This window comes from Streptomyces sp. JW3, from assembly GCF_052216785.1.
Lineage (GTDB): Bacteria > Actinomycetota > Actinomycetes > Streptomycetales > Streptomycetaceae > Streptomyces.
The window spans coordinates 1-17,537 of record NZ_JBQOUX010000143.1 but is presented as its reverse complement, the minus strand read 5'-3'; the positions used below and the strand labels follow the sequence as shown (position 1 = coordinate 17,537).

Annotated in this window: 19 protein-coding genes; 17 read left to right on the top strand and 2 right to left on the bottom strand. The window is 69.7% G+C overall.

Going from position 1 to position 17,537, the window contains the following annotated elements; all coding sequences use genetic code 11:
* The first annotated feature begins 180 nt into the window (after positions 1 to 180).
* Entirely contained in the window at positions 181 to 756 is a 576-nt protein-coding gene (locus ACTT8P_RS34975) for a hypothetical protein (protein ID WP_442835825.1), read from the top strand.
* 86 nt (positions 757 to 842) lie between these two features.
* Here ACTT8P_RS34975 and ACTT8P_RS34970 read toward each other — a convergent pair whose 3' ends face one another.
* Positions 843 to 1,148: a ferredoxin gene (locus tag ACTT8P_RS34970; protein ID WP_442835824.1), complete on the bottom strand. Its 306-nt coding sequence runs from the start codon at positions 1,146 to 1,148 to the stop codon at positions 843 to 845.
* A gap of 242 nt (positions 1,149 to 1,390) precedes the next feature.
* Between ACTT8P_RS34970 and arc the strand changes: the two genes are divergently transcribed.
* The 6 genes from arc (at position 1,391) to prcA (ending at position 7,555) form a co-directional block, all read left to right on the top strand.
* Complete coding sequence (gene arc, locus ACTT8P_RS34965; protein ID WP_361171695.1) at positions 1,391 to 3,157, top strand: proteasome ATPase; 1,767 nt, start codon at positions 1,391 to 1,393, stop codon at positions 3,155 to 3,157.
* Between the two features lie 237 nt (positions 3,158 to 3,394).
* Complete coding sequence (gene dop / locus ACTT8P_RS34960) at positions 3,395 to 4,906, top strand: depupylase/deamidase Dop (protein ID WP_442835823.1); 1,512 nt, start codon at positions 3,395 to 3,397, stop codon at positions 4,904 to 4,906.
* Positions 4,907 to 5,096: 190 nt separating this feature from the next.
* The gene (locus tag ACTT8P_RS34955; RefSeq protein WP_016325855.1) at positions 5,097 to 5,315 is read left to right on the top strand and encodes a ubiquitin-like protein Pup; all 219 of its coding nucleotides are present in this window, start codon (positions 5,097 to 5,099) and stop codon (positions 5,313 to 5,315) included.
* A gap of 115 nt (positions 5,316 to 5,430) precedes the next feature.
* The gene (locus tag ACTT8P_RS34950; RefSeq protein WP_442835822.1) at positions 5,431 to 5,943 is read left to right on the top strand and encodes an endonuclease VII domain-containing protein; all 513 of its coding nucleotides are present in this window, start codon (positions 5,431 to 5,433) and stop codon (positions 5,941 to 5,943) included.
* Entirely contained in the window at positions 5,895 to 6,740 is an 846-nt protein-coding gene (prcB, locus tag ACTT8P_RS34945) for a proteasome subunit beta (RefSeq protein ID WP_442835821.1), read from the top strand. Before ACTT8P_RS34950 ends, prcB begins: the two co-directional genes overlap by 49 nt.
* 71 nt (positions 6,741 to 6,811) lie before the next feature.
* Positions 6,812 to 7,555, top strand: a complete 744-nt coding sequence (gene prcA, locus ACTT8P_RS34940) for a proteasome subunit alpha (protein ID WP_442835820.1) — start codon at positions 6,812 to 6,814, stop codon at positions 7,553 to 7,555.
* 293 nt (positions 7,556 to 7,848) lie between these two features.
* Here prcA and ACTT8P_RS34935 read toward each other — a convergent pair whose 3' ends face one another.
* The gene (locus ACTT8P_RS34935) at positions 7,849 to 8,901 is read right to left on the bottom strand and encodes a LacI family DNA-binding transcriptional regulator (RefSeq protein WP_442835819.1); all 1,053 of its coding nucleotides are present in this window, start codon (positions 8,899 to 8,901) and stop codon (positions 7,849 to 7,851) included.
* A gap of 63 nt (positions 8,902 to 8,964) precedes the next feature.
* On the opposite strand from ACTT8P_RS34935, the gene ACTT8P_RS34930 reads away from it, so the two are divergent.
* From ACTT8P_RS34930 to tatC, 10 genes are all read left to right on the top strand, one after another.
* On the top strand, positions 8,965 to 10,224 hold the full coding sequence (locus ACTT8P_RS34930) for an MFS transporter (protein ID WP_442835818.1): 1,260 nt from the start codon (positions 8,965 to 8,967) through the stop codon (positions 10,222 to 10,224).
* A gap of 9 nt (positions 10,225 to 10,233) precedes the next feature.
* On the top strand, positions 10,234 to 11,595 hold the full coding sequence (gene pafA, locus ACTT8P_RS34925) for a Pup--protein ligase (protein WP_442835817.1): 1,362 nt from the start codon (positions 10,234 to 10,236) through the stop codon (positions 11,593 to 11,595).
* A 125-nt stretch (positions 11,596 to 11,720) separates the two neighbouring features.
* Positions 11,721 to 12,716: an FKBP-type peptidyl-prolyl cis-trans isomerase gene (locus ACTT8P_RS34920; protein ID WP_442835816.1), complete on the top strand. Its 996-nt coding sequence runs from the start codon at positions 11,721 to 11,723 to the stop codon at positions 12,714 to 12,716.
* A gap of 60 nt (positions 12,717 to 12,776) precedes the next feature.
* Positions 12,777 to 13,148 carry an FKBP-type peptidyl-prolyl cis-trans isomerase gene (locus tag ACTT8P_RS34915; protein WP_189418682.1) on the top strand — a complete coding sequence of 124 codons (372 nt, stop codon included), beginning with the start codon at positions 12,777 to 12,779 and terminating at the stop codon, positions 13,146 to 13,148.
* Between the two features lie 224 nt (positions 13,149 to 13,372).
* Positions 13,373 to 14,350, top strand: coding sequence for a helix-turn-helix transcriptional regulator (locus ACTT8P_RS34910; RefSeq protein WP_442835815.1), 978 nt, complete (start codon positions 13,373 to 13,375; stop codon positions 14,348 to 14,350).
* Between the two features lie 18 nt (positions 14,351 to 14,368).
* Positions 14,369 to 15,451 carry a helix-turn-helix transcriptional regulator gene (locus ACTT8P_RS34905; protein ID WP_442835814.1) on the top strand — a complete coding sequence of 361 codons (1,083 nt, stop codon included), beginning with the start codon at positions 14,369 to 14,371 and terminating at the stop codon, positions 15,449 to 15,451.
* Positions 15,448 to 15,741 (top strand): hypothetical protein, encoded by a 294-nt coding sequence (locus ACTT8P_RS34900; RefSeq protein WP_442835813.1) that lies wholly within the window; start codon positions 15,448 to 15,450, stop codon positions 15,739 to 15,741. Before ACTT8P_RS34905 ends, ACTT8P_RS34900 begins: the two co-directional genes overlap by 4 nt.
* A 10-nt stretch (positions 15,742 to 15,751) precedes the next feature.
* Positions 15,752 to 15,946 carry a hypothetical protein gene (locus tag ACTT8P_RS34895; protein ID WP_361171734.1) on the top strand — a complete coding sequence of 65 codons (195 nt, stop codon included), beginning with the start codon at positions 15,752 to 15,754 and terminating at the stop codon, positions 15,944 to 15,946.
* A gap of 291 nt (positions 15,947 to 16,237) precedes the next feature.
* A complete protein-coding gene (gene tatA, locus ACTT8P_RS34890) occupies positions 16,238 to 16,519 on the top strand; it encodes a Sec-independent protein translocase subunit TatA (RefSeq protein WP_442835812.1) in 282 nt (93 codons plus the stop codon).
* 48 nt (positions 16,520 to 16,567) lie between these two features.
* Positions 16,568 to 17,515, top strand: coding sequence for a twin-arginine translocase subunit TatC (gene tatC / locus ACTT8P_RS34885; RefSeq protein WP_442835811.1), 948 nt, complete (start codon positions 16,568 to 16,570; stop codon positions 17,513 to 17,515).
* Positions 17,516 to 17,537: the final 22 nt, after the last annotated feature.

The following is a 17,537-nucleotide window of genomic DNA, read 5'->3' as shown; positions in this document are numbered from 1 at the left end:
GTTCCCGGACCGACCGGGGAACTCCGCCACGGCGTCGCCGCATTGACCGGGCAACAGCAGCACGCGGCCGGCCGCGCGAAGTGGCCAACGCGGGTACCCACCCCGCCGTTCCCCCGCACTGTGACGTGTGGCACCATGCTGGACACCCCACCGGCACAGCCCTCACAGGAGACACTCCTCGTGCAGCACCCCGCCGTCCCGGAACTGGCGCACACCCGCACCCGCCCGATCCACTGGGTCGCCACCGCAACCGCCGTCGCCGCCGTGGTGGCCCTCTCCTCGGTCCTGCAACCCGACGCCGCGACCGCCGCCCAGGCAGCGGGCCCCAAGGCCGAGCCGGCCCAGGCGCGGGTCGCGGCGCCCGACCCCGCCGACGTCACCTTCCCGCTGGACTGCGGCCCGGTAAAGGCGCTGGTGCAGAAGAAGGCGTCCGGCGACCTGGACGGCGACGGCAGACCGGAGACGGTCGCCGTGGTGCACTGCGACGCCCCCATGGGCACCCCGCCCGACAGCGTCTACGTCCTGACCCGGAGCGGCGACGACCGGCCCCGGGTGGTGGCGACCCTGATCGACGTCAAGGAGCGCCGTACGGTCACCGACCTCTCCGTGACCGACGGCTCCGTCCTCGCCACCTACCTCGGCTACTCGTCGGCCGACGTGCCCAGTTGCTGCCCGGACGTCGAGGAAGACGCGAAGTGGCGCTGGAACAACGGCGCGTTCGTCCGCTCCACCCCCGCCGGAGCCCACTCGGTGTGACCGCGGCCGGCCCCGGCCGCGAGTGATCCATGTATGTGAGGCACCAGACATCGGTCACGGACTGTACGCAAAAGGTTGCGATTTGGTCACTCTGCGTCCGGTCCGTACACCTCGACGCTGTCCGAAACCCGACGTACGTGGATGCACTCGCCCGGACACTCCTTCGCCGAGTCGACCACATCGGTGAGAAGCGGCAACGGCACGGGCGTTGCCGCCCCCACGGCCTGGAGCAGCTCGTCGTCCGCGCCCTTCACATAGGCCAGACCGTCGATGTCCAGCTCAAACACCTCCGGCGCGTACTGGGCACAGATACCGTCGCCGGTACACAGGTCCTGATCGATCCAGACCTCCAGTGCCTCACCGCCGACTCCGGCCTCCTGCTGCACGCTCATCGCTCCTGCCGTTTCTGCGCCGAGCGGCGGGAATCCGGCCAGCTCTGACGGGTGTTGAACGGTTCGAGCCTACCGCCGCCTGCTTTCCTCTCGCGTTCCGTGGGTATTCCCCTGGCGTGAGGGAGAGCGCAAGGGTGAAGATCGGACACACCCCGACCGTCTTTGTGATCTAGGGGTTTCAATCGACACCCACCCAGGTAGGGTCTGGAAGCGTCCAGCTCCCCTTGGAGGAGGTGAGGACCGTGGCAGCCCACGACGACGACATGAACCGCGGCATCCGCCCGGGACGCGGGTCCGACGACCCGACCGGACAGATTGCCTATCTTGAGCAGGAGATCGCCGTCCTGCGACGCAAGCTCGCCGACTCTCCGCGGCACACGAGAATTCTCGAAGAGCGGATCGTCGAGCTTCAGACCAACCTGGCCGGCGTGTCCGCGCAGAACGAGCGACTGGCCAATACACTCCGCGAGGCCCGCGACCAGATCGTGGCCCTCAAGGAAGAGGTCGACCGGTTGGCGCAGCCGCCGGCCGGCTTCGGTGTCTTCCTTCAGGCGAACGAGGACGGCACGGCCGACATCTTCACCGGGGGCCGCAAGCTCCGGGTGAACGTCAGCCCCGGCGTCGAACTGGACGAGCTCAGGCGCGGCCAGGAAGTGATGCTCAACGAGGCGCTCAACGTGGTCGAGGCCATGGAGTTCGAGAGCGTCGGCGACATCGTCACCCTCAAGGAGATCCTCGAGGACGGCGAGCGCGCCCTGGTGCTGGGCCACACCGACGAGGAGCGCGTGGTACGGCTCGCCGAGCCGCTGCGCGGCATCACCATCCGCGCCGGCGACGCCCTGCTGCTCGAACCCCGCTCCGGCTACGTCTACGAGGTCGTGCCCAAGAGCGAGGTCGAGGAACTCGTCCTCGAAGAGGTCCCCGACATCGGCTACGAGCAGATCGGCGGCCTCGGCGGCCAGATCGAGGCCATCCGCGACGCGGTCGAGCTCCCCTATCTCTACCCCGACCTGTTCCGGGAGCACGAGCTGCGTCCGCCCAAGGGCGTCCTGCTCTACGGGCCGCCCGGATGCGGCAAGACGCTCATCGCCAAGGCGGTGGCCAACTCGCTGGCCAAGAAGGTCGCCGAGGTGACCGGCCAGGCCGCCGGCAAGAGCTTCTTCCTCAACATCAAGGGCCCCGAGCTGCTCAACAAGTACGTCGGTGAGACCGAGCGGCAGATCCGCCTGGTCTTCCAGCGGGCCCGGGAGAAGGCCAGCGAGGGCACCCCCGTCATCGTCTTCTTCGACGAGATGGAATCCCTCTTCCGCACCCGTGGCTCCGGTGTCAGCTCGGACGTGGAGAACACCATCGTCCCGCAGCTGCTCGCCGAGATCGACGGCGTGGAGGGCTTGCAGAACGTGGTCGTGATCGGCGCCTCCAACCGCGAGGACATGATCGACCCCGCCATCCTGCGGCCCGGCCGGCTCGACGTGAAGATCAAGATCGAACGTCCGGACGCCGAGGCGGCCAAGGACATCTTCGGCAAGTACCTCACCGAACGCCTCCCGCTGCACGAGGACGACCTCAAGGAGCACGAGAAGGACAAGGCGGCCACCGTCCAGAGCATGATCCAGACGGCGGTGGAACACATGTACGCCGAATCCGAGGAGAACCGCTTCCTGGAGGTCACCTACGCCAACGGCGACAAGGAAGTCCTGTACTTCAAGGACTTCAATTCCGGCGCCATGATCGAGAACATCGTGGGCCGCGCCAAGAAGATGGCGATCAAGGACTTCCTCGAGAAGAACCAGAAGGGCCTCCGCGTCTCCCACCTCCTCCAGGCCTGCGTGGACGAGTTCAAGGAGAACGAGGACCTGCCCAACACCACCAACCCGGACGACTGGGCCCGGATCTCCGGAAAGAAGGGCGAGCGGATCGTGTACATCCGTACGCTCGTCACCGGAAAGCAGGGCGCGGACACCGGACGCTCCATCGACACGGTGGCGAACACCGGTCAGTACCTGTAAAAAACCGGACGGCTGCGGGTGTCCCTCAGCGGGTACCCGCAGCCGACTGTTTTTCCAGGGCCACGGCTGGAGCAAGGCAATGACGCAAATGATCTCCCCACCAGCGCAAAGGCGTTCTAGGCTCTTCCATACCGCCGATTCGCGCAGTGCGGGGACGGGCACCGCACACGCACCGGAGCGCCAGCGGTACGTGAGCGGCGTCCACGACCTAGGGCGCCGCCGGGCAAGGAGGGCCGCATGACCGTACGGCGAGTAATGGGCATCGAGACGGAGTACGGGATCTCCGTCCCCGGTCACCCCAACGCCAATGCCATGCTCACCTCGTCCCAGATCGTCAACGCCTACGCGGCGGCGATGCACCGGGCCCGCCGGGCCCGCTGGGACTTCGAGGAGGAGAACCCGCTGCGGGACGCCCGAGGCTTCGACCTCGCCCGCGAGGCCGCCGACTCCACCCAGCTCACCGACGAGGACATCGGCCTGGCCAACGTGATCCTCACCAACGGCGCCCGGCTCTACGTCGACCACGCACACCCCGAGTACAGCGCCCCCGAGGTGACCAATCCGCGGGACGCCGTGCTCTGGGACAAGGCCGGCGAGCGGATCATGGCCGAGGCGGCGGAGCGGGCCGCCCAGCTGCCCGGGGCCCAGCCGATCCACCTCTACAAGAACAACACCGACAACAAGGGCGCCTCCTACGGCACGCACGAGAACTACCTGATGAAGCGGGAGACCCCGTTCTCGGACATCGTGCGCCACCTGACGCCGTTCTTCGTCTCCCGCCAGGTCGTCACCGGCGCCGGCCGGGTCGGCCTCGGCCAGGACGGCCACGAGCACGGCTTCCAGCTCAGCCAGCGCGCGGACTACTTCGAGGTCGAGGTCGGCCTGGAGACCACGCTGAAGCGTCCGATCATCAACACCCGCGACGAGCCGCACGCGGACGCCGAGAAGTACCGCCGGCTGCACGTGATCATCGGTGACGCCAACCTGTCCGAGATCTCGACGTACCTGAAGCTGGGCACGACCGCGCTGGTGCTGTCCATGATCGAGGACGGCTTCATCGCGGTGGACCTGGCGGTCGACCAGCCGGTCCGCACCCTCCACCAGGTCTCGCACGACCCGACCCTCAAGCACCTCGTCACGCTCCGCAGTGGCCGGACGCTCACGGCGGTCCAGCTCCAGATGGAGTACTTCGAGCTGTCGCGCAAGTACGTGGAGGAGCGGTACGGGGCCGACGCGGACGACCAGACCAACGACGTCCTGGCCCGCTGGGAGGACACCCTCAACCGGCTGGAGAACGACCCGATGAGCCTGGCCGGCGAGCTGGACTGGGTCGCCAAGCGGGAGCTGATGGAAGGCTACCGGCGGCGCGACGGCGTGGACTGGGACGCGCCCCGGCTGCACCTGGTCGACCTCCAGTACGCGGATGTACGCCCCGAGAAGGGCCTGTACAACCGCCTGGCGGCCCGTGGCCGCATGAAGCGGCTGCTGGACGACGCGGAGGTCGAGCGGGCCCGTACCAAGCCGCCCGAGGACACCCGGGCCTACTTCCGCGGGCGCTGTCTTGAGCAGTACGCGGACGACGTGGCGGCGGCCTCCTGGGACTCGGTGATCTTCGATCTGCCGGGCCGGGACTCGTTGCAGCGGGTGCCAACCCTGGAACCGCTTCGCGGAACGCGTAATCACGTCAAGGAGCTCCTGGACCGCTGCCGCACGGCGGAGGACCTGGTCAGGGTGTTGTCCGGAGGGTGAGCGGGAGGATGACCGGGGGTGCTGGGTACCCGGTCGCAGTCAGCCGGGCCGGGGTGAAAGACCGCGGTCCGGGAATCATCGAGGTGGCCCCCGGGCGTTCGGTATTCCGCGGGGCCGATGTCGGACCCGGCTTGTAGGGTCGGATCTTGACGAGCGAATCGTGTCGGGCGAATCGAGCGGGGTGAGGGTTATGGCGACCAAGGACACCGGCGGCGGGCAGCAGAAGGCCACGCGTTCCACCGAGGAGGTCGAGGAGCAGGCGCAGGACGCGCAGGCGTCGGAGGACCTCAAGGAACGGCAGGAGAAGCTGAGCGACGATGTCGACTCGGTGCTGGACGAGATTGACGACGTGCTCGAAGAGAACGCCGAGGATTTCGTGAGGTCATTCGTTCAGAAGGGTGGCCAATAGGCCGGTTCGACCTTCGAAACGAAGGTGGGGGTTGGTGGAGGAAGGGACGGCGTTGCGGCGCTGCTCGCGGTGTACCGAACACAAGCCGCGGACGGAGTTCGCGAGTAACAAGTCCATGCCGGACGGTCTCCAGGCGTACTGCCGGGAGTGCTCTGCCGAGTACTACCGGCAGCGTCAGGAGGCCAAAGGCAAGAAGGTTCGCGTCAGGGTGCCGGCACCCCGAGGCCACAAGCGCTGCCCGCAGTGCCAGCAGATGAAGCCGCACTCGGAGTGGGAGCGGAACAAATCGTCTTCCGATGGCTGGGCGAGCTACTGCCGAGCATGTCGTGCGGAGCGTAACCGGATCAGTTACTTCCGGCGCAAGTACGGGCTTGCACCTGCGGAGTTGGACGAGCTGATCGCGGAACAGCAAGGCGTCTGCTGTATCTGCCTTGCGGCCCCCGCTGAGCATGTGGATCACTGCCACGAGACGGGTAGGGTCCGTGGCGTACTGTGCTTCAGTTGCAACGCGGCACTGGGGCAGTTCAAGGACCGGCCCGATGCCATAAGGCGGGCTGCCGCTTATGTGGAAGGAATCGCGTGGAAGCCAACACTCGTAGCACCGGGCGTCTACCGGCTGCCTTCCTGACGCCTGGATCGTCCTCCTTCATGGACTTCCTGTCGGAGCACCAGCCGGAGATCCTCCCGGGCAACCGGCAGCTCCCGCCGACCCAGGGCGTCATCGAGGCCCCGCACGGCACGACGATCGTGGCCGTGACGTTCCCCGGTGGTGTCGTGCTCGCCGGTGACCGCCGGGCCACCATGGGCAACGTCATCGCGCAGCGGGACATCGAGAAGGTGTTCCCCGCCGACGAGTACTCGGCGGTGGGCATCGCCGGTACGGCGGGTCTGGCCGTGGAGATGGTGAAGCTGTTCCAGTTGGAGCTGGAGCACTTCGAGAAGGTCGAGGGCGCGCAGCTGTCCCTGGAGGGCAAGGCCAACCGGCTCTCCACGATGATCCGCTCCAACCTCGGCATGGCGATGCAGGGGCTGGCCGTGGTGCCGTTGTTCGCCGGTTACGACGTCGACCGCGGCCGGGGCCGCATCTTCTCGTACGACGTGACGGGCGGGCGGTCGGAGGAGCACAACTTCGCTGCCACCGGGTCGGGGTCGGTCTTCGCGCGGGGCGCGATGAAGAAGCTCTTCCGGGGTGACCTGAGCGAGGACGACGCCACCACGCTGGTGGTGCAGGCGCTGTACGACGCGGCCGACGACGACTCGGCGACCGGTGGTCCCGATGTCGCCCGCCGGATCTTCCCGATCGTCACCGTGATCACCGAGGACGGCTTCCGCCGGCTGACCGAGGACGAGTCGTCCCAGATCGCCCGCTCCGTGCTGGAGCGGCGGCTGGAGCAGCCCGACGGGCCGCGGGCGGCGCTGCTGTAGCGGCGGGCACGGTTGCTTTGTTGTCAGGTGGTCCAGTGACTTCGACTTCGACAGAAGGGGACGGTTAACCGGTGTCGACGCCGTTCTATGTCTCACCCCAGCAGGCCATGGCCGACCGGGCCGAGTACGCCCGCAAGGGCATCGCCCGTGGTCGCAGCCTGGTCGTGCTTCAGTATGCCGACGGCATCGTGTTCGTCGGTGAGAATCCGTCCCGAGCGCTGCACAAGTTCAGCGAGATCTACGACCGGATCGGTTTCGCGGCCGCCGGCAAGTACAACGAGTACGAGAATCTGCGGATCGGCGGGGTGCGCTACGCCGACCTGCGGGGTTACACCTATGACCGGGACGATGTGACGGCGCGGGGGCTGGCGAACGTCTATGCCCAGACGCTGGGCACGATCTTCTCCAGCGCGGCGGAGAAGCCGTACGAGGTGGAGCTGGTCGTCGCGGAGGTCGGGGAGACGCCGGAGGGCGATCAGATCTACCGGCTGCCGCACGACGGGTCGATCGTGGACGAGCACGGGTCGGTGGCGGTCGGCGGCAACGCCGAACAGATCAGCTCGTACCTGGACCAGCGGCACCGGGACGGTATGACGCTGGCGGAGGCGCTGCGGCTGGCCGTGCAGGCGCTGTCGCGGGACACGAACGGCAGCGAGCGGGAGATTCCTGCGGAGCGGCTGGAGGTGGCGGTGCTGGACCGTACGCGGCCGCAGCAGCGGAAGTTCCGGCGGATTGTGGGGGGTCAGCTGTCGCGGCTGCTGGATGAGTCGTCGTCGGGGTCTGCCTCCGATGAGGATGAGGCGGACGACGAGTAGCGGGGGATGCCTGCGGCGGCCTGCGCGGGCCCGGTGGGGGTGCGTGTAGCGCCCGCTCGTGGTTTGTGGGTCGGGGCCGGGGTGGGGGGTGTCCGTCCTCGGAACGGCGCGGAATCGGTCTCCTACGGGGGCACCCGTGCGGACGCGCAAACCACTGCGGGCGGACACCCCCCACCCCGGCCCCTTCCCGCCGTACGCGACTGCGGGTACGTACCCCGCTCGGAGGCGGAAGGCGGGTGGCGCGCAGCCGCGGCGGCACCCCGGCAACGCCGAGTCGCGGCACCCACCCCCGCTCACCCCGGCGGTGCCGTTGAGCCGCGTACCACCAGCTCCACCGGGATGTCGTCGCGCTGCGGCTCCCGTCCGTCCAGGACGTCCAGCAGTGCCCGCATGCCCCGTTCGCCGAAGAGTTCCGCGTCCAGGCGGACCGTGGTGAGTTCGGGGTCGATGGCCGTGGCCAGGGCGAGGTCGTCCAGGCCGGTGACGGAGAGGTCCTCGGGGATGCGCAGGCCCAGGCGGCGCAGCGCCTTGTAGGCGCCCGCGGCGAGTTTGTCGTCGTCGCAGACCAGGGCGGTGGGGCGGGGGCCGGGTCCGGTCAGGGCCGCTTCGGTGGCGGTCCGGGCGTCCTCGATCGAGAGCGGCGCGTGGGTGGTGTGGAGTTCGGTGCCGGGGACCGTGCTCAGTCGTGCGGCCAGTTCCCGGGCTCGTAGCTCGAAGGTCCAGGAGGCCACGTCCGCCGCCAGGTGCAGGAAGCGGCGGTGGCCCAGGGTCAGCAGGTGGTCGGCGATCTGGCGGACGCCGTCGGCGATGTCCAGGTTGACGGTGGCGGCGCCCGTGCTGCCCTCCGGGTCGCTGTCCAGCATCACCAGGGGGAGCTGGTCGCCCCGGATGGCGGTGAGGGCGTCGGCGGCCATGGAGGAGGCGATGACGCCGTCCAGGGCCGCCTGCGCGGAGGCGAAGGGGTCCCGGGCCGGGCCGATGCCTTCGGGGGAGGGGTAGAGGACGACTCCGAAGCCGTGTTCGGCGGCGACCCGGGCGGCTCCGGTGTAGACGCCGGCGAAGAACTCCGTGGTCAGGGCCGGTACGACGAGGAGGACCGTACGGGTGCGGCCGAGGCGGAGGTTGCGGGCCGCCAGGTTGGGACGGTAGCCGAGGTCGTGCGCGGCCCGGCGTACGCGTTCGGCGGTCGTCTCCGATACCCGTCCGCGCCATTTGTCGCCCAGGACCAGGGAGACCGCGGCCTGGGATACGCCGGCGGCCCGGGCGACGTCCCGGCTCGTCGGACGTGTGCTGCCTCGTGCCACCGTGGGCCTGCTCCTTCGTCTGGACTGCCGAACAGCGGTCATGGTACGTATGGGCGTGCATTAGTTATACGTAAAACGTGCGGTGGTGGGGGAAGGGAGCCGGTCGTGGGTGCGGGGTATCTGGAGATTCTTCGTGCGCGGCATGCCGTGCGGCTGCTGGCCGGCACGCTGACGGGGCGGCTGCCCAACGCCACCGCGGCGATCGCCGTCGTGCTGTTCGTGCGGGCCGAGGGCGGTTCCTACAGCCTGGCCGGGGCGCTGGCGGCCGTGTACGGGGTGGCCAACGCGGTGGGGCAGCCGGTGCTCGGGCGGCTGGTGGACCTGTTCGGGCAGCCGAGGGTGCAGTTGCCCGCCGCGGTGGTGTCGGGTGCGGCGATGGCCGTGTTCGCCTTCGCCGGTACCGGTCCGGTCGTGGTCGCCTACATGGCGGTGGCGGGCGCGGGGCTGTTCACGCCGCCGCTGGAGGGCGGGCTGCGCGCGCTGTGGCCCAGTGTGCTGGGCAAGGAGGGGCAGGTGCACACGGCGTACGCGATGGACGCCGTGGCGCAGGAGGTGATGTTCACCGTCGGGCCGCTGCTGGTGACGCTGTGCGCGTCCCTGTGGTCGGCGCAGGCCGGGCTGCTGGTGCTCAACGTGATCGGGGTGCTGGGGGCGCTGTCGGTCGTGATGTCGCCGCCCTCGCGGGCATGGCGGTCGGCGCCGCGCGAGGCGCACTGGCTGGGCGCGCTGCGCTCGCCGGGGCTGCTGGCGCTGCTCGGCGCGTTCCTGTTCGTCGGGATGGCGCTCGGGTCGATCACGGTCGCGGCCGTGTCGTACGCGGACCAGCACGGCGGGGATGCCGTGTACGGCTGGCTGATGGCCGCGCTCGGACTCGGTGCGCTGGTCGGCGGGGCCGGGTACGGGGCGCGGCAGTGGGGCGGCGACCCCGCGCGGAGACTGCGGGTGCTGGTGGCTCTCCTGGCGGTGTGTTACCTGCCGCTGATGCTGCGGCCGGGCGCGGTCGGCATGGTGCTGCTGGCCGCGGTGGCGGGTGTCTTCCTGGCGCCGGCCATCGCCTGTGCCTTCGTACTGGTGGACCGGCACGCACCCGGGGGGACCGTCACCGAGGCGTTCTCCTGGCTGGTGACGACGTTCACGGTGGGCGCGTCGGTCGGAACGGGGCTCGCCGGGCCGGTCGTCGAGGCGGGCGGGACGCTGTGGGGCTTCGCCCTGCCGGGCGCCGCGGGGGCCGTCTCGCTGCTGGTGCTGACGGCCACCGGACGGGTCCTCGCAGCTCCCGCCGGGCAAGCGGTGGTTGCGGCTTCATCGGAAAATGATCCAAACCGTGCCGTCGAACCCCGTTTCAGTTCAGGGGATCGGGCGTAATGTTCAGTCATGGACCGCCGCATTTTCGGGCTGGAGAACGAGTACGGCGTCACGTGCACGTTCAGGGGACAGCGCCGCCTGTCGCCTGACGAGGTGGCGCGGTACCTCTTCCGCCGTGTCGTGTCATGGGGCCGCAGCAGCAATGTCTTTCTGCGCAACGGCGCCCGCCTCTATCTCGATGTCGGATCACATCCGGAATACGCCACCCCCGAATGTGACAACGTGACCGAGCTCGTCACTCACGACAAGGCGGGCGAGCGCATTCTCGAGGGACTCCTGGTGGACGCCGAACGACGCCTGCACGAGGAGGGAATCGCGGGCGACGTCTACCTCTTCAAGAACAACACCGATTCGGCCGGCAACTCCTACGGCTGCCACGAGAACTATCTGGTGGCCCGGCACGGGGAGTTCTCCCGGCTCGCGGACATCCTCATCCCGTTCCTGGTGACGAGGCAGTTGCTGTGCGGCGCGGGCAAGGTGCTCCAGACGCCGCGCGGTGCGGTGTACTGCGTCAGCCAGCGCGCCGAGCACATCTGGGAGGGCGTCTCCTCGGCGACGACCCGCTCCCGGCCGATCATCAACACCCGAGACGAGCCGCACGCCGACGCCGAGCGCTACCGCCGGCTGCACGTCATCGTGGGCGACTCGAACATGTCGGAGACGACCATGCTGCTCAAGGTCGGCGCCACCGACCTGGTGCTGCGCATGATCGAGGCCGGCACGGTGATGCGGGACCTGACCCTGGAGAACCCGATCCGGGCGATCCGCGAGGTCAGCCACGACATCACCGGACGGCGGAAGGTGCGCCTGGCCAGTGGCCGGGAGGCGTCCGCCCTCGAGGTGCAGCGGGAGTACTACGAGAAGGCCGTGGACTTCTGCGAACGGCGCGGCATCCGCACCGGGACGGTGGAGCGGGTCTTGGAGCTGTGGGGCCGCACGCTGGACGCGATCGAGGCCGAGGACCTCGACCGCATCGGCACCGAGATCGACTGGGTCATGAAGTACAAGCTCATCGAGCGGTACCGGGCCAAGCACAACATGACCATGTCGCATCCGCGGGTCGCGCAGATAGACCTCGCCTACCACGACATCCACCGCCGTCGTGGCCTGTACTACCTGCTGGAGAAGAAGGGCCAGGCCACCCGGGTCTGCAACGACTTGAAGATCTTCGAGGGCAAGTCGGTCCCGCCGCAGACCACTCGGGCCCGGCTGCGCGGCGACTTCATCCGGCGGGCCCAGGAACAGCGCCGTGATTTCACGGTCGACTGGGTCCATCTCAAGCTCAACGACCAGGCGCAGCGCACCGTGTTGTGCAAGGACCCGTTCCGTTCCGTGGACGATCGGGTGGAGAAGCTGATCGCGGGTATGTAGCGCTCCGAATGGATGCTCGGAACGCCACACGGGCGCCGTACGTTTCCCGTACGGCGCCCGTCGTACGTCGTAGAGTTGCGCGCGCACGCCATCAACCGAGATCGACCGATTACGAGGCCCCCGCTGTGCGCCGACGCTCACTTCTCATCGCCGTACCCGTTGGACTGACCACCCTTGCCGCGTGCGGTGACGACGGGGGCGATGCGAGCAACGCCAGTGAGGCGCCGTCGGCGTCGGCCACCTCGTCGGCGCCGGCCCCGAAGATCGTCGACGGTCCGCTGCCGGCCATCACGGCGGGCGCGGAGTTCGGCGAGAAGCCGACGGTCGCCAAGGGCAGCGGCGACCCGTCCGGGCAGCTCGCGGTGAAGACGACCGTGGCCGGCAACGGCAAGACGGTCGCCGAGAACGACTTCGTGGTGGCCGACTACCTGGGCCAGATCTGGTCCTCGGCCAAGGTGCTGGGCAACTCCTACGACACCAAGAGCCCGCTGGTCTTCCAGCTCGCCCAGGGCAGTGTCATCGACGGCTGGCGGTACGCGCTGACCGGCAAGAAGACCGGCAGCCGGGTCCTGTTCGCCGTACCCCCGAAATGGGCCTACGGCGACCAGGGCAATGAGCAGCTCGGGGTGAAGAAGGACGACACCCTGGTGTTCGTGTTCGACCTCAAGGACAGCTACAACGCCAAGAGCTCCGCCAAGGGCGAGGAGGTCGCCCAGGACGACACCGCGCTGCCCAAGGTGGGCACCGACACCGACGGCAAGGCGCCCTCCATCAAGGTGCCCGACGCGAAGGCGCCCACCAAGCTCGTGGCGAACTACGTCATCGAGGGCGACGGCGCCGAGGTCGCGGCCGAGGACAGCGTCCTGGTGCAGTACAAGGGCGTGCTGTGGGACGGCGGCAAGGAGTTCGACTCGACGTACAGCCGCAAGCAGCTGACGTCGTTCTCGCTCCAGCAGGTCGTCAAGGGCTGGTCGCAGGGGCTGACCGGCAAGAAGGTCGGCAGCCGGGTCCTGATCGTCGTCCCGCCGAAGCTGGGGTACGGCGACAGCCCGCCGGACGGCAGCGGCATCAAGAAGGACTCCACGCTGGTCTTCTCGGTCGACATCCTCGCGAAGCTGTGACGCGGCGGGGATGAAAGACTGGGCCCGTTGCCTTTCCGCAGACAAGCAGGAGCTAGAGACGTGAGCATCGACAAGCCCGAGATCGACTTCCCGGGCGGCGAGCCCCCGGCGGACCTCGAGATCAAGGACATCTGGGAGGGCGACGGACCCGTTGCGCAGGCGGGTCAGACCGTCACCGTGCACTACGTGGGTGTCGCCTTCTCCACCGGTGAGGAGTTCGACGCCAGCTGGAACCGCGGCGCCCCGTTCCGCTTCCCGCTGGGCGGCGGCCGGGTCATCAAGGGCTGGGACCAGGGCGTGCAGGGCATGAAGGTCGGCGGCCGTCGCCAGCTGACCATCCCGGCCCACCTCGCCTACGGCAACCAGAGCCCGACCCCGGCGATCAAGCCCGGCGAGACGCTGATCTTCGTCGTCGACCTGCTCGGCGTCTGATCCGACCTGGTCGGGGTCCGATCGGCACGGACGCGACCGGACCTGACCGCCTCGGGGCCCATGCCTGTCCGGGCATGGGCCCTCGGCTTTTGCCAGGCCACCGCGGGGCGGTACGGTCATCGGTCGTAGGCAGCACCTCGTACCAGTACGTCGTACGCAGCACGTCGTATGCAGCACGCCGTATGCAGCACGTCGTATGCAGCACAAGGAGGCGAAGGGCGTCGATGGCCATTGCCAAGGCCGAGCGGCTGATGAACCTGGCGCTGTGCCTGCTCGGCACCCGCCGGCCGCTCAGCAAGCGCGAGCTGCGCGAGTCCATCGAGGCTTACGTCGAGACGTTCGGGCCCGAGCAGACCGCGCCGGGCTCCGACGACGCCTTCAACCGGATGTTCGAGCGGGACAAGGACGACCTGCGCGAGCTGGGCCTGGTCATCGAGACCGTGGAGAGCCTGGACGGCGAGATCGGCTACCTCGCCCGCCGCGACAGCAACCGGCTGCCGGCCATCACCCTGGACGCCGAGGAGGCCGCCGCACTGGGGCTGGCCGCCAAGGTCTGGCAGCAGGCCCGGCTGGCCGGCGCGGCCAGCGGCGCCTTGCAGAAGCTGCGCGCCGCCGGGCTGCCCGAGGACGTCGACCCCTATGAGGCGCACAGCGCCCTGGAGCCCCGTATCCCGGTGCACGAGGCCGCGTTCGAGCCGCTGATGCTGGCCTGCCGGGACCGCCGCCCGGTCGTCTTCGACTACCGCAAGGCCACCGCCGCCCGCCCCGAGACCCGGCAGGTCGAGCCGTGGGCGCTGGAGTGCTGGCGCGGCCACTGGTACCTGGCGGGCTTCGACCGGGACCGCGGCGCTGAGCGGGTCTTCCGGCTGTCCCGGATCACCGGCAAGGTCCGCTCGCGCGGGGCCCGGTACACCGCCCCCGTGCCGGACGTCGTCACCGTCCGCGAGACCGTGGCGAGCTGGGCGGGGGAGACCGCCGACCGCTCCGCGCTGATCCGGCTGCGGGCGGCCGCCGGCTACCCCCTTCGGGCGAAGGCCACGGCGGTCCGGGAACTCGGCGACGGCTGGGACGAGTTGGAGATTCCGTACGGGCACGGCCTGGACGCCTGGCTGGTGGAGTTCGGACCGGACGTGGTGGTCCTGGAACCCGCCGAGCTGCGGGCCGACGTGGTGGACCGGCTGCGTGCCGTCGCCAAGGGCTGAGGGGGAACGGACAACACAGTGGCAGGCAAACCGGTCAGGCCCGTCAACGCCATCGACCAGACGCGGCGGATGCTGTCGCTGGTGACGTATCTGCGCGAGCGCCCCGGCGCCCGCATCGAGGACGTCGCGCGCGCCTTCGGCATCACCGAGGACGAGCTGGTCTCCGACCTCGACGTGCTCCCCATGTGCGGCACCAGCTTCCGCGGCGGCGATCTGCTCGACATCGACACCGACGGCGAGCGCATCTGGTGGCACAACCCGGCCGCGCTCGGCGCGGACGCGGCCGAGCCGCTGCGGCTGGCCGCCGACGAGGCCACCGCGCTGCTGGTCGCCGCCCGCGCGGTGGCCACCCTGCCCGGCCTGCGCGAGAGCGACCGGCAGGCGCTGCTGCGGGCGACCGCCAAGGTGGAGGCGGCGGCCGGCGAGGCGGCCGGCGCCAGCTCCCGGCTGTCGGTCACCTTCGAGGCCGAGGGCGGCGTCTTCGCCGACGTCGACCGGGCCATCTCCGAGCGCCGCCGGCTGTGGATCCGCTACTACTCACCGGCCCGCGACGAGGTCACCGAGCGCGAGATCGACCCCATCCGGCTGGTCAGCGTCGGGCACACCTATGTCGAGGCGTGGTGCCGCCGCTCCGAGGCGCGGCGCACCTTCCGGCTCGACCGGGTCGCCGAGATCAAGATCCTCGACGAGCCGTCCGCGCCGCCCGAGATCGAGCCGCGCGACCTGTCCCAGGCGCTGGTGCAGCCGGCCGCCGAGGACCCCGAGGTGGTGGTGGAGGTCGGTCCGGGCGGGCGCTGGGTCGCCGAGTACTACCCGCACGACAGCGCCGACGAGCTCCCGGACGGCGGCCTGCGCATCACGCTGCGCACCCCCGACCCGGCGTCGCTCAGACGCCTGGCGCTGCGCCTGGGGCGGGACGGCCGGATCGTGGCGCCGCTCGAACTGGCCGACAGCGCCCGGCAGGCGGCACGAAAGGCGCTGACGGCCTACGACGGCGGGACCGGGACACCGGCCGCGTCGGCGGCGTACGACGACGAGACGGGGACACCGGCCGCGGTGGCGGCGGACGCGGTGCGCGACGGGCAGGAGCGAGGGCTTTGAGCGAGTCGGCGGGGTCCGGTGCGGCGGGCATGACGGTGGCGTCCGCGTTCGCCGGGATGAGAAGCGTGGCGCCGGTGGTGTTCCGGGCGGGCTGCCCGGACTGCCGGGGGCATTTCGAGCTGACCGCGAGCTCCCTGCGGCTGGCCATCGGCGCCAGCAGCCGCACCACCTTCTACTCGTTCACCTGCCCGGACTGCCAGGTCACCGTGCGCAAGCCGGCCGGGGAGCGGATCGTGGAGCTGCTCACCGGCGGCGGGGTCCGCACCCTGCGGCTGCACCCGACCGTCTAGGCTCGGCCGCATGTTCTGGCCGATGTTCGCGGTTGCCATGGGGTTCCTGGGTCTCGCCGTCCTCGGGGTGCTCGCCGTACGGGTGTTCGTGGAGGCGCGGCGGCTGGGCCGGCAGGTGGCCGAATCCACCCGCCGGATCAGTTCGGCGGCGGAGGATCTGGAGCACGCCGCCGCGCGGGCGGGCCGTTCCGCGGAGGCGCTGTGAGGGGTGCGGAAGGCGTCCCCGGGGGTTTGTGAGACGCCTGTGCGTGACGCACTGGTCTCCTGTGACTTGCGTTTTGGGCCGCTTCGCCCTGTCGTCCGGCTCGACGGGACAGGTACGCTGCTGGTCGCGGTCCGGAAAACGAGGCCCGGCCGCGGACGGGAGTACGCACAGGGATTGCCTCGCGTTTACCCCTGAGCGTTACGATCGCTGCACAACACGGCCGTTCAGACACATGTCCGACCGGTCGGACAGCACCCCCACCCAGCCGCCTCGGTGAGAAGGTAAAGACTTATGTTCGGAAGGCTCGGCGCCCCCGAGATCATTCTCATCCTCGTCGTCATCATCCTGCTGTTCGGCGCGAAGAAGCTTCCGGACATGGCGCGTTCGCTCGGCAAGTCCGCGCGCATCCTCAAGAGCGAGGCCAAGGCGATGAAGGACGACAAGTCCGCCGCCCCCGCCGACCCGCCCACCACCGGCGAGCAGTCCGCGTCGCAGCGCACCATCCAGGCCGCCCCGGGGGACGTGACCAGTTCCCGCCCGGTCGCCGAGCCGACGGACACGACCAAGCGCTGACGCGGGGCCGGTGACCTCCGGCCCGCCCGCACGAGATGGGAACGTGGGTTGCTGAAGTCTGCCCGCAAACAGGAGAGGGATCCCGAGGGGCGGATGCCCCTCGCGGAGCACCTTCGTGAGCTGCGCAACCGGCTCGCGAAGGCACTGCTGGCGATCGTCGCCGTCACCGTCGTCGCCGCCTTCTTCTACAACGACATCATCAATCTCCTCACCGAGCCGATCCTCGACTCGGTCGGCTGCGACCAGACGTTCGAGCAGTTGGCGAGGTCGACGTCCGAGGACCCCTGCGCGTCGATCACCATCAACGGTCTGCTCACCCCCTTCACGCTGGCGCTGAAGGTGTCGCTGATGGCCGGCGTGGTGCTGGCCTCCCCGGTCTGGCTGTACCAGCTGTGGGGCTTCGTCGCACCGGGGCTGCACCGGCACGAGAAGAAGTACGCCTACGCGTTCGTCGGCACCGGCGCCCCGCTCTTCCTCATCGGCGCGTACTTCGCCTACTCGGTCCTGCCCACCACCGCGAAGGTACTTCTCGACTTCACCCCGGGCGGCACCACCAACCTGCTGCCGCTGGACGACCTGCTCGACCTCGTCCTGCGCATGGTGCTCGTCTTCGGCCTCTCCTTCGAGCTGCCGCTGCTGCTGGTCTTCCTCAACCTCACGGGCGCGCTCACCGGCAAGCGGATGCTCGGCTGGTGGCGCGGGATGATTCTGGGCATCACCCTCTTCGCGGCCATCGCCACGCCCAGCACCGACCCGCTGACCATGCTCATGCTGGCCGGGCCGATCTGGGTCCTGTACTTCGGCGCGGTCGCCTTCTCGCTGCTGAACGACCACCGCCGGAACCGCCGGCAGGCCCTGGGCCCCGCCGACGACGAGGCCTCCGACCTCGACCTCACCCCCGAGGACATCGGCGAGATCGAACCTGTGACGACCAGTCCCGCGCTGCCCGAGCAGTCCCGCACGGACCGGGTCAACGGGTACGACGACGTGACCTGAGCCGGGTGCGGCGCCGCGCCCC